Below are 25,465 nucleotides of genomic sequence, written 5' to 3'. Positions count from 1 at the left end.
AAAGGAAGCGAGGAGAGTTTTTCATGTACATTACTTATTCCAGACAAGAGATTGCGGAGAATCGAAAGTATTATGAAATGATGTATGATGCTTCACATCATTTAGTAAAGATGGACCAAGTCATGGACTGGGATTTTGTCACGAGACAGTTGGAAGGATTTTATCCGCATCGTATCGGTCGACCTACAAAAGATCCGATCATGTTAGTGAAAATCTTACTGATTCAGTATATAGAAGGCTTTCGTTCCGTTCGCTTTACCTGTCGTCAAGTCCAACAGAATGCCACGTATCGCTGGTTTTTAGGTATTTCTCCACAAGAAAAGATTCCAGATCATTCGACGATTTCTAAGTTTCTTTCACAGCGTCTACAAAATGCGACGTTCTGGGAGGAGCTTTTTCATCATTGCCTTCGTTTCATTCATAAAGAAGGATTTATCGCGAACGAAACATGGGTCGCCGATGAAACAGAATTAAAAGCCAATGCGAATAAGCGGGTTCGCGAAACCTGGATAGAAGAGAAAATTATAGAAGAAAAAGAAGAAGATTTAGCGATCATTAATGAACAGCGTGCGCGTCGTGGGAAAAAACCTCTAAAAGCGAAAGATGCGAAAATAGAGGAAAAACAAACAAATGTAAGCCCGGTCGATTCTGATGCACGTTTATCTGTGAAACACGATGCGCGCGGACGTTTTGCCTATTTTGAGCATCGGGTAGTGGACTCGCTTCATAACTTTATCGTCGCCACAGATGTCACGGCGGCGAATGTGCCAGGACATCGTCAATTGATTGGACAAGTCGATCAGTTAAAGAACTTATTTGGGCAATATGCGAAAGAAATCGCTTTAGACTCCGGGTACTACAATGCCACTCTTGCCCCAAAATTGTTTAAACGGGACTTCTTTGTTTATATGTCTTATCGTCGATTCGCCACGAAAGACCACCCTAAGTGTCGTCGTTATCAGTTTAAGCAGGTGAACGAGGATCTCTATGCCTGTCCATGTGGTGTCCCGTTTTATTATAAAACAACGAATCGGCAAGGCTATCATGAATTCAAGCCCCCAAAAGGAAGTTGCCAATCTTGTCCTTTTGCGAAAAAAGAAAACGAAGATCGCGTGCTACGTATCTCCATTCATCAAGAGGTTTATAATCAATTAAGAGAACAGCGCTTGTCGCCTAGAGGAAAGATTCTTCGCTCTGTTCGCCCCTCTACAGTTGAACTGAGTTTTGCCCATAGTAAAGAACTCCACGGTTTGCGCTATGCGCGTTACCGTGGAGTTCAAAAGGTGAAAACGCAAGTTTTGATGACCGCCATCATACAAAACTTGAAAAAATGGGCCAAACTTCGCTCACTTAAGCAAGTCGGCTTACATCTCACACATCAAATTATAGAAGAAATGCCTTTGTAAAACAAATAGAAACAGGAAAATGCCAACAAAATTCTTGGCATTTTCATTGACATCATCTTTTTTCGTTCTTATTTAATGATGCGTTTCGCACCTAAGTATTTGGATTTCCAGTACTTATTATTCATATCAATAACAGAGACACCGTTTTTAGTTGTTACGCCCATAAATTGATTTTTTCCAATATAAATACCTACAAAGCTAGCTTTTTTGCTAGGTTTACCTGTTGTGTTGTAGAATACTAGATCGCCTTCTTTAAGTTTCTTTAGCTCTACATTTGTGCCTTGTTTTTGTATATCAGCTGAATTGCGCGCTAGTTTCACTTTGTTTTTAGTAAATACATGGTGAACATAACCAGAAGCATCAAAGCCTTTAGTTGTTGTACCGCCTTGTTTATAAGGTGTGCCTTTTAGTTTCTTTGCATAAGCAACGATGTTTTTAATTTGTTGTTCCTTTGTGATTTGTTGCACTGGTACCTTAGTTGCTGGAGCTGCTCCTAATACGCTAGTACCTGCAGAGAAGACCATCGCCGTAGCCAATCCAAAAGCAAAAAACTTTTTCTTCATTTGAAAAAACCCCCATTTCAAAATTTACAAAAATATTACATTCAAATTACATATATTACTCTATCATAAATTAAATGAAAAGTCTTTAATTTTTGGGAAAAAATGTTTGTTGTTTTGGGTTATTTTTATGCTAGTAGAATGGCTTTATATAACAAAAAGGGCCTAACTAAGGAGTTAGACCCAACAGATTCTCGTAGACTATATTACTTGTTCTGAACAGATTATTTTCTTAAATTGCCAAGTTCCTCCGCAATCGCCTGCATTTCACTTGGACTGAAATGACTTTTTCGCTGTACCATCTCATAAAGATCTCGCAAATCTTCATAAGAAGCTTCGCCAAAATGATCAGGTTTAATCGCTCCCACGTTCACCATCCGCAACTTAGTTGTAATTTGCTCAATCATAAACTCAATATTCTCAGGCGACTTTACAGAAAGATCCACTATTTTCTTCATCCTCTCGAATCATTTTTTCATATCATTTCATTATTTGAGCTTCTTGTCAATGTGGTGTTTAATCTCGCGTGAACAAGAAGCTCTAGATAGTTGATAGCGGATTTTCTTTGACCTTACGAACGTTTTCTACAATGTTGTCGCTATTTCTTCGATGTTCTGAGTAAGTTCTTCGACTATACAGAGATTTCTTCAATCTTTTAAACCATTCTTTGACTTTACGAACACTTTCTTTGACCTTACGAGAGATTTCTTCGACTTTTCGGCTCGTTCCAGTTCATACGCCACTGAACAGCGCCTTCCGCTTTTCGATTTGTCTAGCTCCAAGCGCCAACGACTAGTGAACTTCCACGTTCCTCCTTGCGATAAGTCAACATCGATTCACTACGTTCATCGTGTTTCCTTTATCTCGATCGGCTCGTTCCAGTTCATACGTCGTTAAACGGCGCCTTCCGCTTTTCGATTTAAGCGCTCATTTTTTTTGTTTTTTCTTCTTTGATGGCTGTTAGTACATTTTTTGTTTCGTGGATGACGACGCCGGATAAGCCGACGAGGCCGATTAGGTTAGGGAATGCCATTAAGCCGTTCATAATGTCAGCGAAGGTCCAAACGACATCCAGTTTTGCGATAGCTCCTATAAAGACAGCGATAACGAAAGCAAGGCGATAATATTTAACAACCTTTTTGCTGAATAAATAAGAGAAGCATTTTTCGCCGTAATAAGACCAGCCAATGATCGTAGAGGAAGCAAAGAATAATAGGCCAAGGGCAACGACATAGGAACCAGCGGAACCAAGGAACATTTCAAAGGAAGCTGTTGTTAGCTCACTACCTTCAAGACCAGTATTATATTGACCTGCAAGAACAATCGTCAATCCTGTAATAGAACAAATTACAATTGTATCGATAAATACTTGTGTCATAGAGACAAGTGCTTGACGGGCTGGCATATCTGTTTTTGCCGCTGCAGCTGCAATTGGAGCAGAACCGAGACCTGCTTCATTGGAGAATACCCCACGAGCTACCCCGTAACGAATGACAGCACCAATTGCACCACCAGCTACTGCATTTCCAGTAAAAGCGTCAGAGAAAATAAGAGCAAAGGCTGCTGGAATGTCACTAATGTTCATCAATAAAATGATTAAACCTGCCAAAAGATAAAAGGCAGCCATAATTGGTACGAAAAACGCCGTCACTTTTCCGATGCTTTTAATTCCGCCTAACAGAACTAACGCCGTGAAAATAGTGAGAGCTAGACCCGTTACCCATGCAGGAATGTTAAATGTTGAATTGACAACACCTGCGACGGAGTTTGCCTGTACGAGGTTGCCGATTCCAAAGGCGGCAATCGCACCGAATATAGCAAACAGGACACCAAGCCATTTTTGCTTTAATCCTCGTTCTAAATAGTACATTGGCCCACCGGACATTTCGCCGTCTTCATCTTGCACGCGATATTTAACCGCTAAAACAGCTTCTGCATATTTAGTAGCCATACCAAAAAAGGCACTCATCCACATCCAAAAAATCGCTCCGGGTCCTCCAATTAACACCGCGGTAGCGACACCGACAATGTTCCCTGTACCAACTGTGGCAGCAAGTGCGGTCATTAATGCTTGGAAATGGGAAATATCCCCTTCGGATTGATGATCCTGACTTTTGCTAAAGGCGAGCTTCAATGAATATGGGAGCAATTTCAATTGTAAAAATCCGAGACGAATCGTTAAATAAATACCTGTACCTACTAATAAGATAAGAAGTGGTGGTCCCCAAATCATTCCGCTAATGTTATTTAGCACTTCAAGAAGTTTTTCCTGATTCATACTTTTCCCCCCTTTTTTAATATTATATAAGAATATTCTGAAAAAACTAGCTATTATGTGAATAAAAATAAGAAAGTAGATAATTTTTGTTAGAAAACACAAATGGGAATAAAGGGAGAGCTTGTTTTTATTTCGACAAAAATAGATTTTATTCGTTGAAATGAAGGGGATTTATGACAAAATAGAGAATGGGTATATATTATTCTTATATAAGAAGGTGGAAAAAATGATTCGAGTGTTATTTGTGTGTCTCGGAAACATTTGCCGATCTCCTATGGCTGAAGCGATGTTTCGTGATTTAGTGAAAAGAGAAAAATTAGATGATATCATTGAAGTAGACTCTGCTGGCACAGGCCATTGGCACATCGGAAAGCCTCCACACGAAGGTACATTATCGATTTTGAAAAAGTATAAAGTGAGTAGTGAAGGATTAAAGGCACGACAGCTAAAGATTGAAGATGGAGCGGATTTCCAATATATTGTCGCTATGGATAGTGATAATGTCAAAAATATCCATAAAAAATTAACTTCGAAAGGGAACGCTCAAGTGATTCAACTTCTTGATTTAGTCCAAGAAGTGACAAACAAAGATGTACCAGACCCTTATTTTACAGGAGATTTTGAAGAGGTGTATGAGCTAATTGCCAAGGGAAATCAAGCTTTATTACAATTCATTAAACAAGATCAGCAGTTATAATGAAAATAAAGAAAGTACATATATTTCAAAGAAGGGATGAATATCATGGGAAAAGTTAAATTTGTTGCTGGGGTAATGATCGGTGCTGTTATAGGAGGAGCGATTAGCCTGACTGATCGAAAAACGCGAGAAGAGATGAATGCATGGGGGAAACAGGTATGTGAATTAGTGAAAAATCGAGAACAACTGATGGATTCTTCTAAGGAAATTATCAATCTGGCGAAAGAAACATATGAGCAGGTCAATGAAGATATTGGATTTATTCGTGATAAAGTAAGTAGCTTGACAGAATTAACGCCTCAAGTAAAAGAATTAATGGAAGAGACGAAAACAACTTTTCTTTTTAATGAAGAAAAATCAGGTTCAGCTACTTCAAAATAATTGGGGGTGGCAGTTTGAAGGTCACGATAGAAAAACAGAAAAAATTTATTATGCATTTAATTGGGCGATTTCAAGAATCAGATATCGCTGGCATTGCCGCGCAAATGGCTTACTTTTTTCTGTTGTCTATTTTTCCGTTGATGATTTTTACAGTGACATTGTTAGCTTATTTGCCCTTTACAACGGATGATTTGTTTGCACTAATTAAAGATTTTGCACCAGAAGAGACAATAGCTACGATTCAAGCAACAGTCGAAGAAGTGGTCAACACTCGCAATAGCAGCCTGTTGTCATTTGGGATTATTGCGACAGTCTGGTCTGCTTCTAATGGGATGAATGCGATTATTAAAGGGTTAAATCACGCATATAGTGTGGAGGAGACTCGTCCTTTTTATATGAATCGAGGGATCTCGATTTTATTAACATTCGGCTTAATTTTAACGGTGGCAGCTGCTTTAGTACTGCAAGTATTCGGTCGCCAGCTCGGTTTGCTCGCTTATAGCTATTTCAATGCATCTGAAGAGCTCATTGCTTTATGGGATTGGTTGAGATGGTCGATTTCTCCGATATTGATATTTACCGTTTTTATGGGCCTGTATTATTTTGCTCCGAGTGTAAAAGTAAAGTGGCGGTCGGTCGTTCCAGGGGCTGTCTTTGCTACGATTGGTTGGATTGCTGCCTCTTTCGGCTTTTCTTTTTATGTGAATAACTTTGGTAATTTCTCTGCTACATATGGGAGTATCGGAGGGATCATTATCATGATGATTTGGTTTTATTTAACGGCATTCATTATTTTACTCGGCGGTGAAATTAATGCTTATAAAAACAGTGAAACTCCATCCGCTACATGAAAAAGCAACGGCTGTGCAGCCGTTGCTTTTTAGCTTGATTTCAATAGTCGTAAACCATTTAAAATAACAAGAATCGTACTTCCTTCGTGGCCGATCACACCGAGTGGTAAATCAAGTGCTTGGAAGAAGTTTGAGATAATGAGTAGCATGATCACCGAAATAGAAAAGATGACATTTTGCTTGACGATTCGTTTCATTTTTTTCGACAGGCGAATGGCTTCTGCGATTTTAGGTAGGTCATTTTTCATTAACACGATATCCGCTGTTTCTAAGGCAACGTCAGAGCCTTCACCCATCGCGATACCGATATTGGCTGTCGCAAGAGCTGGTGCGTCATTGATCCCATCTCCAACCATCGCGACTGTTCCGTGTTTTTCGATGAGCGTTTTCAAATGCTCTACTTTATGTTCCGGTAAACATTCGGCGATAAAGCTATCTAAGTGGGCTTCTTCAGCAATGGCTTTCGCTGTTTTTTCGTTGTCGCCTGTGAGCATAATCGTATAAATTCCTTCTTGTCGAAGCAAATCTAAAGCGAGCTTCGTTTCTTCTCTAATTAAGTCTTTTAACGCAATGACGGCAGCTACGCCATGCTCATCTGCCACAAAAACGGTTGTTTTTCCAGTAGAGGCTAGATCTTTCGCTTGACCAGAAGCAAAAGCGAAGGCTTCTTCACGTCCAACAAAATCCGCTTTTCCGATTTTCCATTCCTTGCCGTCCACTTGCCCTTTGACTCCCCAGCCAGCGACATCTTCTAAATGCTCTGGGGCAGAAAAAGTTAATTGTTGTTTTCGGGCATAACGAACGACAGCTTGAGCAAGGGGATGATTCGACTGGCTTTCGATCGAAGCGGCGACTTTTAACAACTCTGTTTCATCGAGATCCTCGCGAACAATCACATCAGTAACTTCTGGTTTTCCTCTCGTTAATGTGCCTGTTTTATCGAAAGCGATCGCCTTCAAGTTATTTAAGTTTTCTAAATGCACGCCACCTTTAAATAGAATACCGTGACGGGCTCCGTTGGAAATAGCTGATAACGTCGCTGGCATAATGGAAGCAACGAGGGCACATGGAGACGCAACGACGAGCAGCACCATCGCCCGATAAAACGTTTCATTCCAGCTCCAGCCGAGGGCAAAGTGAGGAAGAAACATCATAATTCCGACGACAGCTAATACGACTTTGACATAAGTTCCTTCAAATTTTTCGATAAATTGCTGAGAAGGCGATTTTTCACTTTGAGCCGATTGTACGAGTTGAATGATTTTTTGGAACAAGCTTTCCGTTGATTTTTTCGTCACTTCGACGTAAAGGGAGCCTGTAATATTGACCGTTCCAGCAAACACTTCGCCGTCAATTTCTTTTGATACAGGGATGGACTCTCCGGTAATGGCCGATTCATCAATTGAAGACCGACCTTTTGCGATCATACCATCAGCTGGAATTCGTTCACCTGGCTTCACAAGAATGGTATTGCCAATCGCTAATTCAGAAATATGCACGCGTTCTTCCGATCCATTGATTACCCGCAAAGCTTCTTCAGGCTGAATCTCCATTAACGCCGAAATCTCTTTCTGACTTTTATTCATCGTATACGTTTCAAGAGCGCCACTTACAGCAAAAATAAAGATAAGAATGGCACCTTCTGTCCAATAGCCAATGATAGCTGAACCAACCGCGGCAAAAATCATCAGCATTTCAACATTCAATTCTTTCTCTTCGATGGTTGCTTCAATACCTTCTTTGGCTTTGGCGAATCCGCCGATTACAAAGGCTGCCACATAGCTGACAATTGCTGCGGTGTGCAACCCGTTATGGTCTAATAGCCACCCTGCTAAAATGAGTAAGCCGCTAAAGAGAGCTGCAATTAACTCCGCATGTGGAAGTATTTTCTGAAGCCAAACTGCTTGTTCCTTTGAATGAGAAGATAAAGCTTTTACTTGTGCATCCATAGGAAAAACCTCCTTAATTGATAATTTATTTTTTAATTGAGAATAATAATCATATTCTGAAGTGTGAGAGATAGTGAAAATCGTTATCAATACCGTTAATACAAGCTTTATTAGATGTAGACAACTAATTTTTACTTTAAAATTATTCTAATTAAGGATATCTTAACATAGGACGGTGGAAAAGAAAAGGATAAATCCTTTGTTTTCAAGTCGTTTTTTTATCAGCTAAAATGGAAAAGAATACAATAACGAGTGAAGGGGAAAAATAGGCTTTAACGAAAGAGAGTAGAGTTACTAACTTATAAGGGAAGAGAGGTACACAAATGGGTAAAATATTTGGAATCATGGTCTTACTTGGGGTGCCGCTGTCTGTCGCAGGGTCTTTACTACATTGGTCGAGTATTTTGATGTTTGCGATTTACTGTTTGACGATTATTGCTTTATCTAGCTATATGGGCAGAGCAACAGAAAGTTTAGCCATTGTCGCTGGTCCGCGAATTGGTGGGTTGTTAAATGCTACCTTTGGAAATGCGGTTGAGCTGATCATTTCGATTTTTGCCTTGAAAGCAGGGTTAGTTGAAGTGGTACTTGCTTCGTTGACAGGTTCTGTTTTAGGAAACTTGCTGTTAGTCGCTGGACTTTCTTTCTTTTTAGGTGGGTTGAAATATAAACGTCAAACATTTAATGTGCATGATGCCCGACATAATTCAGGGTTATTAATGTTTGCTGTCATTGTGGCTTTTGTTATTCCAGAGATCTTTACGATGAATATGAATGAAACAAAGACACTTTCTTTAAGTATCGGGGTTTCAATTATATTAATTATGCTTTATTTAGCTGCTTTGTTCTTTAAATTAGTCACTCATCGAGGGGTCTATGTTTCACAAGATGAAAATGTAGAAACTGATCATGAGGAGCCGGAATGGTCAAAACGAAAGGCGCTCGGCATTTTGTTTGCGGCGACTCTTGCCGTTGCCTACGTATCAGAAGGGCTTGTACATACATTTCAAGCCGTCGGCGATCGCTTTGGGTGGTCTGAATTATTTATCGGAGTCATTATTGTTGCCATCGTTGGTAACGCCGCTGAGCACGCGTCAGCGATCTTAATGGCGATGAAAAATAAAATGGATATCGCTGTTGAAATTGCTATCGGCTCCACGCTACAAATCGCCATGTTCGTCGCCCCGTTGCTCGTGTTATTATCATTATTATTTGTGAATCCGATGCCGTTAGTATTCACAATTCCAGAGTTGGTTTCGATGGTCACAGCCGTTTTGGTAGCAATCGTCATCTCAAACGATGGAGAAACAAACTGGTTTGAAGGCTTAACGTTATTAGCTGCTTACGTTATTATGGGCATTGGATTTTACTTACTATAAACGATCAGAAAGTGGAAGAAAGAGCTAGCAAGGTCAAAGAAACGATCAGAAAGTCGAAGAAAGAGCTAGCAAGGTCAAAGAAACGATCAGAAAGTCGAAGAAAGAGCTAGCAAGGTCAAAGAAATGAGCAGAAAAGTCGAGGAAAAGGCTAACAACATCGAAGAAGCTTCCATAATACTAAAAAAGCGCCAATCATCTTCAGTTTTTACCAAAAAATCACTTAATAGAGCCGCTTATTTCAACGGATAAAGAGACCTTACGGGTACAAACTATAGAAAAAAGAAAGCTTGGAGGAAATGACATCATGAAATTCATCCGTTTGCTTTTATCTATAGTAATTGTATTTCTGTTCAGCGGGGTCAATTCCGCCGTAGCGAAACAACCTTTTCAAATTCCTTCTTCGGTCAGAGATATTACGAAGGAGAATACGTTTTTAAATGAAGAGCAAGAAATATCAGAATTACAGCCGACAGAGCTGACGAAAGAATTACTTAGCACATCTAAGGCGAAGATTACGAACCCTAAGTTTATTCGCATGCTCAATGAAACGGATATGAATAAATCGCCGTTTGCATTTGGTGTGAGAGCAGAAATTTACCTTGGAGAGTGGCCGCTTTCCTATCATTCAGAGGAAACTACCCCCAATTGGCAATATCAAAAAATCAATACCAATTTTTATGATAACCGCGGTGGGAAAAACAACTATCAAATGCATTATGTGCAAGAGACATATAAAGTCGTAAAAGGTGGATTGTCAGCAAAAGTACCGCGAGCAGATGAAGTGCAAGAGATGGTGTTAAAATCAGCTATCAAAAAAACAAAACTGCCACTTGCTTACTCAACGGTTATTGGCAATGGAACGAAACAAAATGATATTTACAACGTCGCACCAAAAACGGCTGGCTACTTACATTCCTTTGCCCCTGCGATTCATGAAAAAGGGACAGCGACTTTCGGAGAAGTGTATTTAGTCATATCGGGCTGGAATCGAGCAGTCGTCGTCAAAAATCTTACTTCTAAAAGAGTGACTGCTTGGATTCCAATTAAAAATCATCTGTCATTTAGCTATCAATCCGTTCGTTAATATGTGAAAAACGTTGAAATTGACTTTGCGATCGGCTACCATTTAATTGTGTAAAAAAGAAAGGGGCCATTGCTCATGAAACCAATTAATGATAAAGAATCGCAAGTCAGCTATTTAAAGGAGCGATTAAATATATTTTTAGAAGTGTTGGATTCCATTGATCCTGCTGAAACAGAATTAGAAGATATTGATCGCCTTCTACAAATGATTGATGATATCGAAGTGAAATGTGAACAATTTAAAAGCAGATAATAGTTGTCCCGTGGGTGCCAGAAGCAATTCTGGCACTTTTTGTGTTTACAATTTAATCTCTTTCAAACGAATATGTTCAGCGTTATAATAAGAATATTGAGTCTTATACATAAAGGTAAGTGGGAAGGGGAATAATAATGAATCTTGAACAATTTCAGGAAAGCATGTACCAATTAATCGTTGAAACATCCACTAATTTACCGAAGGACGTTCGTCGTGCGGTAAAGGCTGCGAAGCTTCGTGAAAACGCTGGCACTCGTGCAGCAATGAGCCTAGACACAATTACGAACAATATCCAAATGGCGGATGAAAATATTTCTCCAATTTGCCAAGATACGGGTATGCCAACGTTTAAAGTGAAAACGCCAGTGGGAGTGAATCAGCTTGTTATTAAAGAAGCGATTCATGAGGCGTTGATTCGCGCAACGAAAGACGGCAAACTACGTCCAAACTCCGTTGATTCATTAACAGGGGAAAACAGTGGGAATAACCTTGGTGCAGGGACACCAGTTATTAAGTTTGAACAATGGGAAAAAGATTATATCGATGCACGCCTAATTTTAAAGGGCGGTGGCTGTGAAAATAAAAACATTCAGTACAGCTTACCTTGTGAATTAGAAGGACTAGGTAAAGCAGGCCGTGATCTTGATGGAATCCGCAAATGTATTATGCATTCTGTTTATCAAGCACAAGGGCAAGGTTGTAGCGCAGGTTTCATCGGCGTTGGAATCGGTGGCGACCGTACAACTGGCTATGAATTAGCGAAAGAGCAACTTTTCCGCAACGTAGAAGATGTAAATCCAAACGAAGATCTTCGCAAACTAGAAGAGTATGTAATGAAGCATGCGAACGAGCTTGGCATCGGAACAATGGGCTTCGGCGGTGAAACGACATTGCTTGGCTGTAAAGTTGGAGTAATGCACCGTTTACCAGCTAGCTTCTTCGTGTCTGTTGCTTACAACTGCTGGGCATTCCGTCGCTTAGGTGTACAAATCAATCCTGAAACAGGCGAAATTCAAGAATGGTTATACCAAGATGGCGAAAAAATCACATTCGAACAACAAGCGGAAGAAACACAGTCTGAAAGCCGTACAGTGACTTTACAGGCACCAATTACAGAAGAGCAAATTCGTGAGTTAAAAGTGGGCGATGTCGTTCGTATTAACGGCATGATGTACACAGGTCGTGACGCGATTCATAAATACTTAACAGACCACGATGCACCAGTAGACTTAAATGGACAAGTCATTTACCATTGCGGTCCAGTTATGCTAAAAGATGAAGACGGCAAATGGCATGTAAAAGCAGCAGGTCCAACAACGTCTATTCGTGAGGAGCCTTATCAAGGAGACATCATGAAGAAATTCGGTATCCGTGCCGTAATCGGTAAAGGCGGTATGGGACCAAAAACATTGGCAGCTCTAAAAGAACACGGGGGCGTTTACTTAAATGCCATCGGCGGAGCAGCTCAATACTACGCTGACTGTATTAAATCAGTTGAAGGTGTTGATTTAATGGAATTCGGTATTCCAGAAGCGATGTGGCATTTACAAGTAGAAGGCTTCACAGCAGTTGTCACAATGGACTCACACGGCAACAGCCTTCACGAAACTGTAGACAAATCATCACTAGAAAAACTAGCTCAATTTAAAGAGCCAGTATTTAAATAAGATTGAAATGAGAAAGCGGTCGAAGTTGATTCGGCCGCTTTTTGCCTTTCTTCGATGATAGTTAATCTTCTTCGACCTTAATGAGTGTTTCTTCGATGATAGTTAATCTTCTTCGACCTTAATGAGTGTTTCTTCGATGATAGTTAATTTTCTTCGACCTTAATAAGTGTTTCTTCGACATTACCAAATATTTCTCCGCAATGAACGGATATTTTTCTGCTTTCGATTGAAACTAAAGGAAAAAGAGCAAAGGAAGATGCGTATGAAATGGTTGAAAAATAGCGTGTTGGTGTCACTGTTCCTAATGATCTTCGCTTCTACTGCTTTTTCGATGTCTAATCAAGCGATTCATTGGGGCTTTCAAAAAGGAAAAGATGAGCAGCCAGCACAAGCAGGGAAAGAATATGATGAGATCCTCGAAAAATATGGTGGGTTTTACAAAGCAAACCCGAATGAAAAGGTCATCTATTTAACGTTTGATAATGGGTATGAAAATGGCTACACCGAAAACATTCTTGATACGTTGAAAAAAGAAAAAGTGCCCGGTGCTTTTTTTGTCACAGGTCATTATTTGAAAAGCGCGCCAGATTTAGTGAAAAGAATGCATAAAGAAGGGCATATCATCGGCAACCATTCCTGGACTCACCCTGATCTAACGCAAGTTAACGATGAAAAGTTAAGAGAAGAACTGCGGTTAGTAAAGGAGGAAACCGCTCGACTAACCAAACAAAAAAGCATGCCTTATTTGCGGCCGCCGCGTGGAGTATTAAGTGAACGAACATTAAAGCTGGCGAAAGACGAGGGCTACACCCATGTCATGTGGTCGCTCGCTTTTAAGGATTGGGAAACAAACAACCAAAGAGGCTGGCAATACGCATATGACAACATTATGGCGCAAATTCATCCAGGAGCTGTACTTTTATTGCACTCCGTCTCAAAAGACAATGCCGAAGCACTTCCAAAAGCGATCAAAGATTTGAAAAAGAAGGGCTATCGCTTTGAAAGCTTAGATCATTATATGAAGTCTCGAAAAAAATCGTAAACGTCTGACTCCTGCGTAGCTGTGGGAGTCAAACTTTTTTAGCAAACTCATTGAACGCATATCCTCTTTCTTATAAGGTACTATTTTTTGTTATACTAATAAAAGCAAACCTGTGAAATGAGGCTTAATAATGAAGCAACAAAATCAAATGAAAATCAAATTAAAACAAACGTTTCCGTTAACGATTAAACGGATCGGCATTAATGGGGAAGGCGTTGGTTATTTTAAACGGCAAGTTGTCTTTGTCCCAGGGGCTTTGTCGGGAGAAGAAGTCGTCGTTGAAGCAACAAAGGTTCATCCAAAATTTGCGGAAGGTCGAATTAAAAAAATTCGTAAAGCCTCTCCGCACCGGACAACTCCTCCATGCCCTGTGTACGAGCAATGTGGAGGCTGTCAGCTACAGCATTTATCCTATGATCAGCAGTTAAAAGAGAAGCGGGATATTTTAATCCAATCACTTGAACGGCACACGAAGCTTGATATGGAATCGCTTAATATTCGCGAAACAATCGGCATGGACAATCCGTGGAATTACCGCAACAAAAGCCAGTTTCAAGTAGGGAAAAAAGATGGGAAAGTCGTCGCCGGCTTATACAGCTTAAACTCCCATAAATTAATTGATATTCCGAACTGCAATGTCCAACAACCAGCTATCAATCATGTGCTAACAACGGTGAAAAATATTTTACAAGATGTCAACGTCTCCATTTATGATGAAAAGAAAAAACAAGGCGCTGTGAAAACGATTGTCACGCGAGTAGGAATTGCGACGGGGCAAATCCAAGTCGTACTCATTACTGCTACGAACGAACTACCGAAAAAAGCATTAATCGTCGATGAAATTCAAAAACGTCTGCCGGAAGTCACATCGATTATGCACAACATTAACCCGAAGAAAACGTCGTTAATTTTTGGCGATCAAACGGTCACATTAGCTGGTCAAGAAACGATCGAAGAACAGCTAGAAGACTACACGTACGAACTATCAGCGAGAGCTTTTTTCCAATTGAATCCTGTGCAGACAACAAAGCTTTATAATGAAGTGAAGCAAGCAGCGGCTTTAACAGGAAAAGAAAAAATCGTTGATGCTTATTGTGGTTCCGGAACGATCGGGCTCTGGGTCGGCAAAGAAGCAGCGGAAATTCGCGGCATGGACGTTATCGCTGAATCGATTAATGATGCTAGGAAAAATGCGAAAACATACAATATGAACGCCGTATATGAAGTCGGCACAGCGGAAGAATGGCTACCAAAATGGCTTTGGCAAGGATGGAAGCCCGACGTCGTTATCGTCGACCCACCGCGTACAGGCTGTGATCAGAAATTTTTAGACACATTGAAAAAAATCAAACCGAAACGCTTCATTTATGTCTCGTGTAATCCATCGACATTGGCGAAGGATATTAACCAATTGAGCGGGATGTATGAGGTTGAATATATTCAACCTGTCGATATGTTTCCGATGACGGCTCATGTCGAGGCAGTGGCGAAGTTGGTTTTAAATAATTAAGAAATAAACCACTAACGAATCGAAGACGTATTGTTCATGCAATGGTCTGAAGTTCTTAAGGTGGAGGCAGTCGTAGGAGAGCTTCTTTTATGGGAAGCTCTCTTATTATTTTATGTAAATTCACTTGTTGTTTTTAGGGTGTTTTTTTCCTTACAATGTAGAATAGGGAAACGTTATATAGAAGGGGAGTAATGCGTATGAAAAAACAGTATTTCAATCTTATTCAATTTTTTGAGGGATATGTACGAAACTATCGAAGAATGAATTTATCTTATCTACATAATCTTTCGATGTTACGATGCTGAATTTGATTTAGAACGAGTATGTGCGTTGGTATATGTACTTTGATGAAGAATGTTGACCTTTTCAAAGTTCTATATTGAAGAGGTGAATACGACACTTCATCCAAATGAAAAAGTTTTGGAGGGATATAACGAAATGAAGCAGGAAGAACAATTTCAAAGGGTACATATTCTTTTCGGTGATTCTCCTGCCGGAAGTTTAAAAGTAGCTTTAAAAGCGATGGGCGTCAATAAAATAGAAAAAGTCATTTCATTTTGGGATATATTTTCTGTTGGTCCTATTTTTCGATTGCATGAAGAAGCAAGGTTGGATTGGATGAAAAATCTTACGGCTGAAGATTTTCATGAATATAAACAGCGCTATCAAAAGACGATGGATCAAATATTGTCTATTCCAGAAAATTTGCCAATTACGATATGGGTATCTGAAAGTTCTCATGAGCAAACAGGACTGCGATTTGTTCTGCATTTATTAAAGAATAAAACGAATGAAATGAACGTGATTAACTCGACAACGACTTATGCGGAACACTTTAACGAACCGAATATAGAATATGTGGTAATGCATACAGGTGAAATACCTCCAGAGAAACTCCAAGTGATTTATGAGCAAAGTCAAATGAAGCCGTCTTTATCACAAATTGAACGGAAGAAGCTTGAACAAGAATGGCTGACTCTTGCTGAAAATCGTGAAGCATTAAGAATATGGAAGAACGGAAGAATTGAAAGTGTACCTGAAGACTATTATGACCAATTTATTATTCAAAGAGCAAAGTATTTACATAGAAAACCGCAATTAAAAGACTTTATGAAAGCAGCAAGACTGATCGGCGATGTTCTCGGATATTTAGAACAATATGTAGGTGATTCCTTTTTAGAATATCGACTAAAAAAACTAATAAAAGCAGGAGTATTTGAGTCAGAAGGTAGCCTTGAAGCTATGCGATTTTATAGTGTGAAGTTGAAATGATGAGGCTTTGTTTTAAATAGCTTTCCCACAATCGATTTTGCAATTAGGGTTCACAGCGCGCCTAAAGGCTAGGGGGAATTAATTACTTTTTTTACCTAATAAGGTATAGTATGTGATAAACTAATGGTAATGAAAAAATTGCAAAAGGGAGAGAATTGACATGAAGAAATATTTATTGTTTACAGGTAGTTTTGTTTTAGCTTACGGCGTACTTCAAATAGTTTCGGGTCTAGTATTAACTAAGCTTTATACACCAGACTTTGTATGGAAAAATGCCTCATCTCTACCCTCTGAAGTTGAATTTGGTTCTGCAAGTTCGATTTCGCCATTGATGATTTCTTTATTAGCATTAGGTATTACTTTCTGTGCAATGAAACTTTTTAAGCAAAAACTCTATTAATGAATCAAAATAAAATTGATTCAAACTATGGGCTACAACAGGTTATTGATATTTTGATTAATGGGAAACCTATACCATTTGATAATGTTTCAAGTTTATCCCGCATTAACGGGTTGTAAGACTTCCACCTCAACAGCCCGTAAATGCCCGATCCGTTCGGGCCTGCAAGATGCAGGTTACAAAGGCGTTGCAACAGGAAGTTGCGGTTTTAGCCTTTGTTCCTCTTATTAAAGGTGTTTTAGCAACAAATGATGACGTTTACTAATTTTCTTTATAAAGAATATAAAAAGGAGATTCGTAATGGAGATAAATTACAATTTAACAGAAGAGGATTATTTAAAGTTCAATATGTTTCACGTTAAAAATTCAAAAGCGGTTAAAAGAGTATTGAATATGCAAAGATTTTTAACTCCTATCCTCTTTATCATTGTATCCTTTGTACTTTCAAAAGTCGGAAGTGTGCCTTTTCTTGGGGTATTCATTACTTTTTTAGTAATAAGTATTCTGTGGATTATTTTCTATCCAAGATATTTCTATTTTTATGTTATCCGAAATACTAAGAAAATGATAAAAGAGGGAACGAACGAGGGTCTATTAGGTGAACATCATATGGTTTTGTCAGAAGAGGGGATCATCGATTCGACTTCTAATGGTGAAACAAAAGTAACTTGGTCAGGCATTAAAACTATTAGTGAGGATAAACATAACATCTATCTTTATAACAGCTCAGTAAGTGCATACATACTTCCGAAAAGAGAGGTAGATGATGTTGAGGAAATAAAAACTTATCTTAAATCGAAGGTGACAAAATGAATATTTATCATGATTACTTGCCAAGAGCAAGCGGCTGTTGCAGAAAGTTAATTTTTACTGACTTTTTGAATAGCGGTTTTTTGTTAAATGGTCTTTTATGTCTTGCTCATTGTTTTTTCTTACAGACTGAATACAGACTTTTTCGCAAGCTCCAAGCTTATTAAAGTTTTTTGGTGCTTGTCTCAATGAAACTTCATTTGCTCCACCTTCATAATCGGAGTCATTAAATTGAACTATATCATCTTCCCAAAAACAAATTTCACTAGATACAGGCAAGGAAGCCCGTGCCTTTAGGCAGTGGGAGGAATTGCCGTTCGGGATGAGGCAAACCTTTAGGTCTGTCGAAAGCCCGACACTTCCTTTATCTATATCTTTTCTTCTGTTTTTATTTTTTTGCTCAATTACATTAGTTTATTATGTAATTATCTATTTGCTTATAGTATGATAGATTCATCGGAAAGGTAGGGATACCAATGCCTAAGGAAGATGCTTATACTCATAAAAAAGGAATCGTTTACAAAAACCAGTTTCATATCATCTTCACGCCGAAGTACCGTAGACCCGTTCTTGTGAATGGCGTAGATGAAAAGTTAAAAGAAATCTTGTTCGAGATAGCCGAAGAAAAAGAAATTACTATTAAGGGTCTGGAAATCATGTCAGATCATGTGCATATCTTCATCGACTTTGATCCTCGTCTGATGTTGCATAAAATCATTAAAGACTTCAAAGGACGTTCTTCTCGTATCTTGCGTGAAGAGTTTCCGTGGCTGAAATCTCGCTTGCCTAGCCTTTGGACGAGGAATTACTTTTCTTGTTCAGTCGGACACGTAAACGAAGAAACCATCCGAAAATATATTGAAAATCAAAAGAACGCTTAATTGAAAGGTGGTGTATCCAATGGCAAAAGCAAAGACTTCTAGCTATATTCTTGAATTTGAATTAATCGTTCAAAGCGCACGAAATAAGGTCATTCTTGATAAGAAAATGCGTATCGGTAAGTCGATATACAACGCTTGTCTTGGGTACTGCCTAAAACGATTAAAAGCGGTCAAAGCTGATAAAGAATATCGTACTTTGTTGAAAGAACCGAGTTCTAAGGTTCGTAATCAACGCCTACGTGAAATTGAACGCTCGCATGGCTATTCCGAATATCAAGTCCATGAGTTTGCGAAATCGCCAAAATACCATTTTGGAAAAGCACTAGGTATTAATGAAGTACAAAAATTAGCGACTCGTGCCTTTCAATCAGTTGAGAAAGTCCATTATCATCAAGCGGCTAGAGTGCATTTCAAGAAAAAATTTGACGATATGAGTATCGAAAATAAATCAAACAACACAGGGCTTCGCAAGAAAGACATGAAAATCTTATGGGGTGAACTAGAACTTGATTTCAAAGTGAAACGTAATGATGATTACGCCCTTGAAGGCTTGTGTGATCGTACCAAATATGTACGTGTGATCAAACGCGAAATTCGAGGGAAACAACGCTATTTCGTGCAACTTGTGCAAGAAGGGCTGCCGCCCAAAAAATACAACTGTGAGCCTAAGAATGACGACTCCAAACGTGTTGGTATGGATGTTGGCACCTCAACTTCTGCGATTGTCAGTGAAGAAAACGTGATGTTGGTCGAACTTGCACCCGATTGTACACCTGACTACAAAGAACTTCGTAAAGTCCAGCGAGCAATGGATAGAAGTAAACGTGCAAGCAATCCCGATAACTTTGACAAAAATGGAGTGGCGAAGAAAGGTCGTCGAACTTGGACGTACTCAAATCGCTACATTCAACTCAAAGCCAAACGGAAAGAGCTATATCGCAAACTTACGGTTAAGCGCAAACAGTCACATGAGCAACTTGCCAATGAAATTCTTGCATTAGGTTCTGATATTCGAGTGGAAACCATGCAGTTTCAATCTCTCGCCAAACGAGCGAAGAACACAACCCGAAATAAGAAGAACGGTAAAATCAACAAGAAAAAACGTTATGGAAAGACCATCGCTCATCGTGCACCTGCCATGTTGATTTCTATTATTGATCGAAAACTAAGGTATCAAGGTCGGTCGATCAAGAAGATTGATACCTATTCAACCAAAGCCAGTCAATTCAACCATGCAACTCAAACTTATGCCAAGAAGCAACTTAATGAACGTTGGAACGATATTCAAGGTCTAGCCATCCAACGTGATCTATATTCAGCTTTCCTAATTGGAAACACCCATGACAACCTTGATTCTGTTGATGTGGATTTGTGCAATGATCAATGGAAAAAATTTGTAGCACTACACCATTTAGAAATCGAAAGACTTCGCCAATCAAGCAACAAAACATTGTCTTGGTACGTGGCATAACAGCATATTTCGGGGAGTGACAGCACCTCGATAAAGGCGGGATTCTAAGTCAGTGTACGGTCTTCGGGCTAAGCACAAGTACAACACTATACGTGAAGGTGTCCGCTAAGTTTTGAGATACGCATACCAGTGTAGGAATGGCAAACTTAATCGCAAGATTGATAAGGTCGTCCTAAGAAGTATGGATAGTGCAGTAAATCTGCACTATCTCTCAGAACCCCCTGACTTTAGTCGTGGGGAGTTGTCAGATATATCATACGTACCTGGTGGTTCTTCTTCTAATGTTTTATATCCACAACAAGGACAAGTATATTTCATACAGCCACCTATTCTCTATTTAAATAGTTTATCAATCTGTTCACGGTCATAATCCAAGATCCAAGCATTTCGTTCTTCGTAAAGTGGACGCAAATTTTCTTTATTAGATGCGATCACATCACAACCACGATCATCATACAGGTGATAAATGAACTTCCTAGTGATATTGACAAAGTAAATGTTATAGCCGGCCCGGTCGTAATTGTTTAAGATGCGTGTCGGGTGTGGGAAATCTTCGTAACCGATAGCTGATAAAAGCTGATGGTATCGAATATCGCTCTTTTTACAGGGTAAAATAAATCGATGTGTCACGATATCCTCCTCGTCCTCCTCTGCAAAGACTTTATGCTGTAATTTCATCTAAAGTGTTCGGTCATAAATGAATCTAGCTTGTTTGACATCTGAGGTTCTCCTATAATTTCAATGAATATATGTTTCTATTAGAATAGAGGAGAATGATCTCTGTTGCAAAAATTAAATTGAACAATTGCTTGGATACTATATTGAAATATTGAAAATGATAGGAGTATGAATATGCGAGTTAAAAAAGTGAGAGGATTGAAGCGTAAAACGAAAGGGATGGTCAATAGAATTATAGAACAAACAACGAATTTTCCCGTTGATTTGTGGAATTCTCAAATTATTATTTTTGCTGGTGATCGTTATTTTGAAGATTTTTTTGAGAGGAATACATATCACCAAAAATGGCTGCAATTATCGAAAGAAAGCAATATCGAAAGCGAATGGGGAGTGGCTATACCCGATGCTATGGATGTTCTAGGAATTAGAGAAGAGATAACGGAGGAAGATGGAGAAATAATTGAGAATGAAATTTGGTTTATAGGGGAACTAAAGTCAAGTGTATAAAAAATTAAGTGATATCGATTTTAGCTACTTTGTTGGACAGAAAGTGACCGAAGTGAAATCGGAAGCCGGATTGCCGTTAGGAGTGTTTTTTGAAAAAGGTGTGTTAATCATCGAATGTCCTTGGCGGTTACGAGATATGAATCAGATTATAATGGGATATTCGGACTGTAAACAATGGTCTCGATTCGTGTTACGTGAATCATTAGAAAAACAGATTAAAGGAAAGAAAATTGTTTCTGTTCAACACTATGAGAATACTTCGGATTTTGTACTTGAACTGGAAGAAGGTCTATTTTTAGAATTATTTCACGATAGTAGTATGTTTGAAGGCTGGCAATTACAAGGAGAGCAAGGCTTGCTTGTTATTTCTTTGCCAGGCGGTTCTTATGAAGAGTTTTGAAAGACTACAAATTGATATAGTTGAAAAGTTAAAGAAGCCTGCTCTCCCTAGTGAACAAGAGCAGGCTTCTTTTTCATCTATCTACACACCAACAGATACGGTTTCAGGTAACGTACTGCCACCGTCGATAACAATTTGTGTGCCTGTTATGTAGCTGGATTCATCGGATGCCAGAAATGCTGCTAGTTCGCCGACTTCTTCGATTTTTCCGAGGCGACCTAGTGGAACACCGCTGGCGATGCCGTCAATGACTTGTTGAGGATTGGATGGATTGGATTCTTGAGCAATTTGTTCAGCCATTGGCGTCATGATATAGCCTGGTAAAATCGCATTGACTGTGATATGATCATTCGCAGCTTCGCGAGCCAATGATTTAGTAAAGCCTAAAAGAGCGGCTTTCGTTGTAGCGTAAGCAGTTTCTCCTTCATCAGCGACCATTGTCCCGGTGACAGAGGATAGGTTGACAATTCGACCGTACTTTTTCTCCTTCATAAACGGAAGCACAGCTTTCGTGACGTTCCAAACGCCTTCAATATTGACTTTAAATTGAAAATCACGCGTTTCATCGCTCATATCAAGGAAGTTAGCTAAGCGTACAACCCCGGCATTATTTACTAACGCATCAATTTTGTCGAACTTGTCCACGATGGTAGCAACGGCTTGTTTGACACTGTCGTTGTCGGTTACATTCATTTGAACGGCATGTACGTCAAGTCCCTCTTGTTTCATTTGTTCAGCTGTTGCAAATACTTGATCAGAAATATCAGCTAGGATCGTCGTTGCCCCATGTTTAGCAAGAATTTTTGCGATCCCTTGTCCATTTCCCATAGCTGCCCCTGTAACAATCGCTACTTTTCCATCCATTTTTCTCATTGTGAACATCCTCCTTTTGTGATTTCACTAATATTATACAATGATAGAAAATATATTCAAATAAAAAGGGGCATTTATACCTGTTTTTAGTAAGGTGTTTTTTATAAGTTGTTTGATTGCACTATGTGGGAAATATTGAGAATGACGTGGTATAATGAGAGTTAAAAAATAGAACGTTCCTTATTGTGTTAAGGGGGGAAATTCGTATGTCTATCAAGGTAGCTTTGTTTGGTCCAGAAGAAATGGTGAAATTGGTGAAAAAGTTAGAACGTTATGTAGAAGGAATCGAAATTATTCCTTATGTGTATAAAGCCCCTCGTGAAACGGAGCAACTCATACGGGAGGCGACCTATTGCGATGTGTATTTATTTTCTGGTATTATCCCCTACTATTATTGTAAAAAATTCTTCCATTTGTTTGATCGACCATCTATTTACGTTGTCGATAATGAATTGAGTGTTTCGTTAACGTTGTTATCTCTTTTGTATGGCCAGCAAGCGAGCATCAACCGCTTGTCTATTGATTTACCTGATCGGAAGTATGTGGACAGTGTGGTCAAACAATTAAACATGATGCCAGAAGCATTGTATATACAAGACTATCCATGGATGATAGAAAATGTAGATAAGGATTTCCAAGTGACTGATATTTTAGCAAGGCATCGCGATCTTTGGAATCGTGGAAAAGTGGACTTAATCATCACGAGTATTCATGCGGTGTCTGATCAATTGAAGCAAGAAAATATTCCATGTATTCAAATGGTTGAGCCTGAACGAAATATTATAGAGGCATTGAAAGAAGCAAAAATGCTCGGTGAATTACAGCAAAGTCAACAAGCGCAAGTGGCGATTGGGTTAGTGAAGCTAGAGTCATCCACTGAAAAGAAAACGAACTCACATATTTATCAACGGCTAATGAGTGTAGCGAAACAAATAAATTGTACGCTTCAACAATCTACATCGGATTTTTTTGTTTTGTATGGCACGAAAGGGAGTATGGAGTTTTTAGTAAAGAATATGGATTTCTTACACTCTCTTTATGAAGATGTAGAAAAGCAAGAACAAACCGTGAGCATCGGTTTGGGGTTTGGTTTAACTATCGTAGAAGCAGAACGGAATGCTCATATTGCTCTCAATTATTCTGAGAAGCAAGAAGCTGAAAATACGATTCATATTGTGACAGAAGAACAAACAGTCATCAATCCGCAGAAAAAGTCACCCACTGTGTCTGTTTTAAAAAGCGAAAATGAAGCAGTTGTTCAATTAGCAAAAGAGTTAAAAATGAGCGTTACGAATGTAATAAAAATGGCGCAATTTGTTGCTTCGCGTCCCATGAATCGATTTACAGCTAGTGATGTTTCTGAATATTTTGAGGTAAGTAAGCGGTCGGCGGAACGCTTATTAAAGAAATTTTTAGAGGCTGGTTATTTGCATATTATTGGGGAAGAGCAGCCTTTCCAAAATGGTCGTCCTCGATCAATTTATCGGCTAGATTTACCCTTTCAATAGAATAATTACTCATTGTAGTGGATTTAATTTCATTTATGTTGTATCATTTATGAAATTAAATCCATTTTTATGTATAACAATAAATTAATTAAATATTTAAAAAATACCATTGACTATTATTTATTCAGTCGGGTATAATCTAACCAATTAACGACTATATAACGACATAATTTTAATGTAAGGAGGAGAGTCGTATGAGTGTAAAGAACGAAAAAAAGCCAAAAAGTTTGAATGTGTATGTTTTAATCTTTTGTTTAATTGTTTTGTCCGCTGTGTTAACTCATTTTGTTCCAGCTGGGCAATTTGAACGAGCAGAGGTTGATGGGCGAAGTATTGTTCAACCAGAGACATTTCAATTTATAGACGGAAATCCGCTCGGGTTTTTAGATATATTCAGCAGTGTTCATGGTGGGATGGTCCAAGGAGCCAACACGATTTTCTTTGTCTTAATTGTTGGGGGAGCGTTTGGGATTTTAGCTGCGACAGGCGCACTAGATGCTTTTATTGCAATGATCTCACGCAAGATGGGCAATCGAGAAAAGCTCATTATTCCGGTGTTAATGTTATTTTTTGCGGCTGGTGGCTCTTTAATGGGGATGTCAGATGAAACGATCGTTTATGTCGGCGTTCTCGTTCCGTTAGCCATTGCACTAGGATTTGATGCCATTACTGGTTTTGCGATTGTCATTATCGGGGCATCTGTTGGATTTACGTCTGCGGTGATGAACCCATTTACAGTCGGAATTGCTCAAGGAATTGCTGAGTTACCGACATTTTCAGGACTCGGTTTTCGCCTTATTTTATTCATTGTCATGTATGTAGCGGCTGTTATGTATGTGTATCATTATGCAGGTAAAGTGAAGAAAGATCCGTCTTTGGGCTTTTACGGAAAATATGAACATGTGAACAAAGAGCAGTTACTAAACTCTCATGGCAAGATGGAAACGCGTCACAAATGGGTGATGATTACGTTTTTATTCAATTTCCTCATCCTTATATATGGTGTCATTCAATACGGATGGTATATTCCTGAAATTGCTGGTTTGTTCTTATTATTTGGAGTGATCATGGGTTTTATCGGCAAATTATCGCCGTCGCAAATTGCTGATAACTTTATTAAAGGAGCAGGAGATTTAATCGGGGGAGCATTAATTATCGGTTTAGCACAGACGATTTTAGTGATCTTTAATACGACAGGAATTATGGATACGATTCTTTACTATTCAGCGAATGCATTAGATTCGTTTCCAGCTGTATTGTCAGCTGTTGGTATGTTTTTCTTCCAATTAGGTTTAAACTTTCTTGTTCCATCAGGAAGTGGACAAGCGGCTTTAACGATGCCGATATTAGCACCATTATCGGATATGATCGGCGTGACGAGACAAACAGCAGTTCTTGCTTATCAATTTGGAGATGGGATTTCGAATATCATCTTCCCGACAAGCGGATATTTTATGGCAGCACTAGCGGTCGCAGGTATTCCGTGGGGGAAATGGGTCAAATGGTTTTTTCCGTTTTTCCTCATTCAAATTACGATTGCTGTCATTGCACTAATTATTGCTCAGTTGATTCAGTTTGGTCCGTTTTAAATGAAGAGGAGGTTTTT

26 protein-coding genes and 1 pseudogene are annotated in these 25,465 nt (G+C 39.1%); 19 read left to right on the top strand and 8 right to left on the bottom strand.

Annotated features, from left to right (window positions below; all coding sequences use genetic code 11):
* The first annotated feature begins 23 nt into the window (after positions 1 to 23).
* Entirely contained in the window at positions 24 to 1,406 is a 1,383-nt protein-coding gene (locus CEF22_RS14710) for an IS1182 family transposase (RefSeq protein WP_100403440.1), read from the top strand.
* A 68-nt stretch (positions 1,407 to 1,474) separates the two neighbouring features.
* On the opposite strand, the gene CEF22_RS14705 is transcribed toward CEF22_RS14710, so the two are convergent.
* The 3 genes from CEF22_RS14705 to CEF22_RS14695 all read right to left on the bottom strand — a co-directional run bounded on the left by CEF22_RS14705 (position 1,475) and on the right by CEF22_RS14695 (position 4,244).
* Positions 1,475 to 1,969, bottom strand: a complete 495-nt coding sequence (locus CEF22_RS14705) for a C40 family peptidase (protein ID WP_100403439.1) — start codon at positions 1,967 to 1,969, stop codon at positions 1,475 to 1,477.
* A gap of 221 nt (positions 1,970 to 2,190) precedes the next feature.
* Positions 2,191 to 2,412 (bottom strand): DUF1128 domain-containing protein, encoded by a 222-nt coding sequence (locus tag CEF22_RS14700; RefSeq protein WP_094836313.1) that lies wholly within the window; start codon positions 2,410 to 2,412, stop codon positions 2,191 to 2,193.
* 473 nt (positions 2,413 to 2,885) lie between these two features.
* The gene (locus tag CEF22_RS14695; protein ID WP_100403438.1) at positions 2,886 to 4,244 is read right to left on the bottom strand and encodes an alanine/glycine:cation symporter family protein; all 1,359 of its coding nucleotides are present in this window, start codon (positions 4,242 to 4,244) and stop codon (positions 2,886 to 2,888) included.
* Positions 4,245 to 4,470: 226 nt separating this feature from the next.
* Between CEF22_RS14695 and CEF22_RS14690 the strand changes: the two genes are divergently transcribed.
* The 3 genes from CEF22_RS14690 to CEF22_RS14680 are packed head-to-tail and all read left to right on the top strand — an operon-like array spanning position 4,471 to position 6,173.
* On the top strand, positions 4,471 to 4,941 hold the full coding sequence (locus CEF22_RS14690) for a low molecular weight protein-tyrosine-phosphatase (RefSeq protein ID WP_100403437.1): 471 nt from the start codon (positions 4,471 to 4,473) through the stop codon (positions 4,939 to 4,941).
* Between the two features lie 45 nt (positions 4,942 to 4,986).
* Positions 4,987 to 5,322 (top strand): YtxH domain-containing protein, encoded by a 336-nt coding sequence (locus CEF22_RS14685; protein WP_100403436.1) that lies wholly within the window; start codon positions 4,987 to 4,989, stop codon positions 5,320 to 5,322.
* A 14-nt stretch (positions 5,323 to 5,336) separates the two neighbouring features.
* On the top strand, positions 5,337 to 6,173 hold the full coding sequence (locus CEF22_RS14680; protein ID WP_232726135.1) for a YihY/virulence factor BrkB family protein: 837 nt from the start codon (positions 5,337 to 5,339) through the stop codon (positions 6,171 to 6,173).
* A gap of 29 nt (positions 6,174 to 6,202) precedes the next feature.
* Here the strand turns inward: CEF22_RS14680 and CEF22_RS14675 are convergent, their stop codons facing one another.
* A complete protein-coding gene (locus tag CEF22_RS14675) occupies positions 6,203 to 8,122 on the bottom strand; it encodes a heavy metal translocating P-type ATPase (protein ID WP_100403435.1) in 1,920 nt (639 codons plus the stop codon).
* 323 nt (positions 8,123 to 8,445) lie between these two features.
* Between CEF22_RS14675 and cax the strand changes: the two genes are divergently transcribed.
* The 9 genes from cax to CEF22_RS14635 all read left to right on the top strand — a co-directional run bounded on the left by cax (position 8,446) and on the right by CEF22_RS14635 (position 17,544).
* Positions 8,446 to 9,501 carry a calcium/proton exchanger gene (cax, locus tag CEF22_RS14670; protein WP_100403434.1) on the top strand — a complete coding sequence of 352 codons (1,056 nt, stop codon included), beginning with the start codon at positions 8,446 to 8,448 and terminating at the stop codon, positions 9,499 to 9,501.
* A 304-nt stretch (positions 9,502 to 9,805) separates the two neighbouring features.
* Entirely contained in the window at positions 9,806 to 10,585 is a 780-nt protein-coding gene (locus CEF22_RS14665; RefSeq protein WP_100403433.1) for a YfkD family protein, read from the top strand.
* 75 nt (positions 10,586 to 10,660) lie between these two features.
* On the top strand, positions 10,661 to 10,837 hold the full coding sequence (locus CEF22_RS18735; RefSeq protein WP_094836306.1) for an SE1561 family protein: 177 nt from the start codon (positions 10,661 to 10,663) through the stop codon (positions 10,835 to 10,837).
* A gap of 137 nt (positions 10,838 to 10,974) precedes the next feature.
* Entirely contained in the window at positions 10,975 to 12,507 is a 1,533-nt protein-coding gene (locus tag CEF22_RS14660; RefSeq protein ID WP_095478931.1) for a fumarate hydratase, read from the top strand.
* A 262-nt stretch (positions 12,508 to 12,769) separates the two neighbouring features.
* On the top strand, positions 12,770 to 13,549 hold the full coding sequence (gene pdaA, locus CEF22_RS14655) for a delta-lactam-biosynthetic de-N-acetylase (RefSeq protein ID WP_100403432.1): 780 nt from the start codon (positions 12,770 to 12,772) through the stop codon (positions 13,547 to 13,549).
* Between the two features lie 130 nt (positions 13,550 to 13,679).
* Positions 13,680 to 15,059: a 23S rRNA (uracil(1939)-C(5))-methyltransferase RlmD gene (gene rlmD / locus CEF22_RS14650; RefSeq protein WP_100403431.1), complete on the top strand. Its 1,380-nt coding sequence runs from the start codon at positions 13,680 to 13,682 to the stop codon at positions 15,057 to 15,059.
* 438 nt (positions 15,060 to 15,497) lie between these two features.
* Positions 15,498 to 16,331 carry a DUF1835 domain-containing protein gene (locus CEF22_RS14645; protein WP_232726134.1) on the top strand — a complete coding sequence of 278 codons (834 nt, stop codon included), beginning with the start codon at positions 15,498 to 15,500 and terminating at the stop codon, positions 16,329 to 16,331.
* Between the two features lie 160 nt (positions 16,332 to 16,491).
* Complete coding sequence (locus tag CEF22_RS14640; RefSeq protein WP_100403429.1) at positions 16,492 to 16,731, top strand: hypothetical protein; 240 nt, start codon at positions 16,492 to 16,494, stop codon at positions 16,729 to 16,731.
* 300 nt (positions 16,732 to 17,031) lie between these two features.
* Positions 17,032 to 17,544 (top strand): YcxB family protein, encoded by a 513-nt coding sequence (locus tag CEF22_RS14635; protein WP_095478937.1) that lies wholly within the window; start codon positions 17,032 to 17,034, stop codon positions 17,542 to 17,544.
* A gap of 54 nt (positions 17,545 to 17,598) precedes the next feature.
* On the opposite strand, the gene CEF22_RS14630 is transcribed toward CEF22_RS14635, so the two are convergent.
* On the bottom strand, positions 17,599 to 17,820 hold the full coding sequence (locus CEF22_RS14630) for a CPCC family cysteine-rich protein (RefSeq protein ID WP_232726133.1): 222 nt from the start codon (positions 17,818 to 17,820) through the stop codon (positions 17,599 to 17,601).
* Positions 17,821 to 18,017: 197 nt separating this feature from the next.
* Between CEF22_RS14630 and tnpA the strand changes: the two genes are divergently transcribed.
* On the top strand, positions 18,018 to 18,422 hold the full coding sequence (tnpA, locus tag CEF22_RS14625; RefSeq protein ID WP_100403427.1) for an IS200/IS605 family transposase: 405 nt from the start codon (positions 18,018 to 18,020) through the stop codon (positions 18,420 to 18,422).
* A gap of 19 nt (positions 18,423 to 18,441) precedes the next feature.
* A complete protein-coding gene (locus tag CEF22_RS14620) occupies positions 18,442 to 19,893 on the top strand; it encodes a hypothetical protein (protein WP_100403426.1) in 1,452 nt (483 codons plus the stop codon).
* A gap of 249 nt (positions 19,894 to 20,142) precedes the next feature.
* On the opposite strand, the pseudogene CEF22_RS18585 reads toward CEF22_RS14620, so the two are convergent.
* Positions 20,143 to 20,211 (bottom strand): annotated as a pseudogene (locus CEF22_RS18585) (CPCC family cysteine-rich protein); the annotation flags it as partial.
* Positions 20,212 to 20,226: 15 nt separating this feature from the next.
* Complete coding sequence (locus CEF22_RS14615) at positions 20,227 to 20,571, bottom strand: DUF3885 domain-containing protein (protein ID WP_100403425.1); 345 nt, start codon at positions 20,569 to 20,571, stop codon at positions 20,227 to 20,229.
* A 174-nt stretch (positions 20,572 to 20,745) separates the two neighbouring features.
* On the opposite strand from CEF22_RS14615, the gene CEF22_RS14610 reads away from it, so the two are divergent.
* Both CEF22_RS14610 and CEF22_RS14605 read left to right on the top strand, forming a co-directional pair.
* Positions 20,746 to 21,078 (top strand): DUF3916 domain-containing protein, encoded by a 333-nt coding sequence (locus tag CEF22_RS14610; RefSeq protein ID WP_100403424.1) that lies wholly within the window; start codon positions 20,746 to 20,748, stop codon positions 21,076 to 21,078.
* The gene (locus CEF22_RS14605) at positions 21,071 to 21,478 is read left to right on the top strand and encodes a hypothetical protein (protein WP_100403423.1); all 408 of its coding nucleotides are present in this window, start codon (positions 21,071 to 21,073) and stop codon (positions 21,476 to 21,478) included. Before CEF22_RS14610 ends, CEF22_RS14605 begins: the two co-directional genes overlap by 8 nt.
* Before the next feature lie 81 nt (positions 21,479 to 21,559).
* On the opposite strand, the gene ucpA is transcribed toward CEF22_RS14605, so the two are convergent.
* Entirely contained in the window at positions 21,560 to 22,351 is a 792-nt protein-coding gene (gene ucpA, locus CEF22_RS14600; protein ID WP_100403422.1) for an SDR family oxidoreductase UcpA, read from the bottom strand.
* 206 nt (positions 22,352 to 22,557) lie between these two features.
* Here ucpA and CEF22_RS14595 point away from each other — a divergent pair, with 206 nt between their 5' ends.
* Both CEF22_RS14595 and CEF22_RS14590 read left to right on the top strand, forming a co-directional pair.
* Positions 22,558 to 23,859 carry a hypothetical protein gene (locus tag CEF22_RS14595; protein ID WP_100403421.1) on the top strand — a complete coding sequence of 434 codons (1,302 nt, stop codon included), beginning with the start codon at positions 22,558 to 22,560 and terminating at the stop codon, positions 23,857 to 23,859.
* Positions 23,860 to 24,053: 194 nt separating this feature from the next.
* A complete protein-coding gene (locus tag CEF22_RS14590; protein ID WP_100403420.1) occupies positions 24,054 to 25,448 on the top strand; it encodes a YfcC family protein in 1,395 nt (464 codons plus the stop codon).
* The last annotated feature ends 17 nt before the right edge of the window (positions 25,449 to 25,465 follow it).

Origin of the sequence: Bacillus sp. FJAT-42315 (assembly GCF_002797375.1) — a bacterium.
Taxonomy (GTDB): domain Bacteria; phylum Bacillota; class Bacilli; order Bacillales; family Domibacillaceae; genus Bacillus_CE.
Note: the sequence above shows the minus strand (reverse complement) of the source record. Positions and strands in the feature narration are given on the sequence as shown.

Coding starts and splice junctions, on each gene's coding strand:
- CEF22_RS14705 (WP_100403439.1), bottom strand. CDS start 1,969: ATGAAGAAAAAGTTTTTTGCTTTTGGATTGGCTACGGCGATGGTCTTC.
- CEF22_RS14645 (WP_232726134.1), top strand. CDS start 15,498: ATGAAGCAGGAAGAACAATTTCAAAGGGTACATATTCTTTTCGGTGAT.
- ucpA (WP_100403422.1), bottom strand. CDS start 22,351: ATGAGAAAAATGGATGGAAAAGTAGCGATTGTTACAGGGGCAGCTATG.
- CEF22_RS14710 (WP_100403440.1), top strand. CDS start 24: ATGTACATTACTTATTCCAGACAAGAGATTGCGGAGAATCGAAAGTAT.
- CEF22_RS14660 (WP_095478931.1), top strand. CDS start 10,975: ATGAATCTTGAACAATTTCAGGAAAGCATGTACCAATTAATCGTTGAA.
- CEF22_RS14635 (WP_095478937.1), top strand. CDS start 17,032: ATGGAGATAAATTACAATTTAACAGAAGAGGATTATTTAAAGTTCAAT.
- cax (WP_100403434.1), top strand. CDS start 8,446: ATGGGTAAAATATTTGGAATCATGGTCTTACTTGGGGTGCCGCTGTCT.
- rlmD (WP_100403431.1), top strand. CDS start 13,680: ATGAAGCAACAAAATCAAATGAAAATCAAATTAAAACAAACGTTTCCG.
- CEF22_RS14615 (WP_100403425.1), bottom strand. CDS start 20,571: ATGAAATTACAGCATAAAGTCTTTGCAGAGGAGGACGAGGAGGATATC.
- CEF22_RS14640 (WP_100403429.1), top strand. CDS start 16,492: ATGAAGAAATATTTATTGTTTACAGGTAGTTTTGTTTTAGCTTACGGC.
- CEF22_RS14610 (WP_100403424.1), top strand. CDS start 20,746: ATGCGAGTTAAAAAAGTGAGAGGATTGAAGCGTAAAACGAAAGGGATG.
- CEF22_RS14665 (WP_100403433.1), top strand. CDS start 9,806: ATGAAATTCATCCGTTTGCTTTTATCTATAGTAATTGTATTTCTGTTC.
- CEF22_RS14590 (WP_100403420.1), top strand. CDS start 24,054: ATGAGTGTAAAGAACGAAAAAAAGCCAAAAAGTTTGAATGTGTATGTT.
- tnpA (WP_100403427.1), top strand. CDS start 18,018: ATGCCTAAGGAAGATGCTTATACTCATAAAAAAGGAATCGTTTACAAA.
- CEF22_RS14695 (WP_100403438.1), bottom strand. CDS start 4,244: ATGAATCAGGAAAAACTTCTTGAAGTGCTAAATAACATTAGCGGAATG.
- pdaA (WP_100403432.1), top strand. CDS start 12,770: ATGAAATGGTTGAAAAATAGCGTGTTGGTGTCACTGTTCCTAATGATC.
- CEF22_RS18735 (WP_094836306.1), top strand. CDS start 10,661: ATGAAACCAATTAATGATAAAGAATCGCAAGTCAGCTATTTAAAGGAG.
- CEF22_RS14620 (WP_100403426.1), top strand. CDS start 18,442: ATGGCAAAAGCAAAGACTTCTAGCTATATTCTTGAATTTGAATTAATC.
- CEF22_RS14690 (WP_100403437.1), top strand. CDS start 4,471: ATGATTCGAGTGTTATTTGTGTGTCTCGGAAACATTTGCCGATCTCCT.
- CEF22_RS14595 (WP_100403421.1), top strand. CDS start 22,558: ATGTCTATCAAGGTAGCTTTGTTTGGTCCAGAAGAAATGGTGAAATTG.
- CEF22_RS14675 (WP_100403435.1), bottom strand. CDS start 8,122: ATGGATGCACAAGTAAAAGCTTTATCTTCTCATTCAAAGGAACAAGCA.
- CEF22_RS14685 (WP_100403436.1), top strand. CDS start 4,987: ATGGGAAAAGTTAAATTTGTTGCTGGGGTAATGATCGGTGCTGTTATA.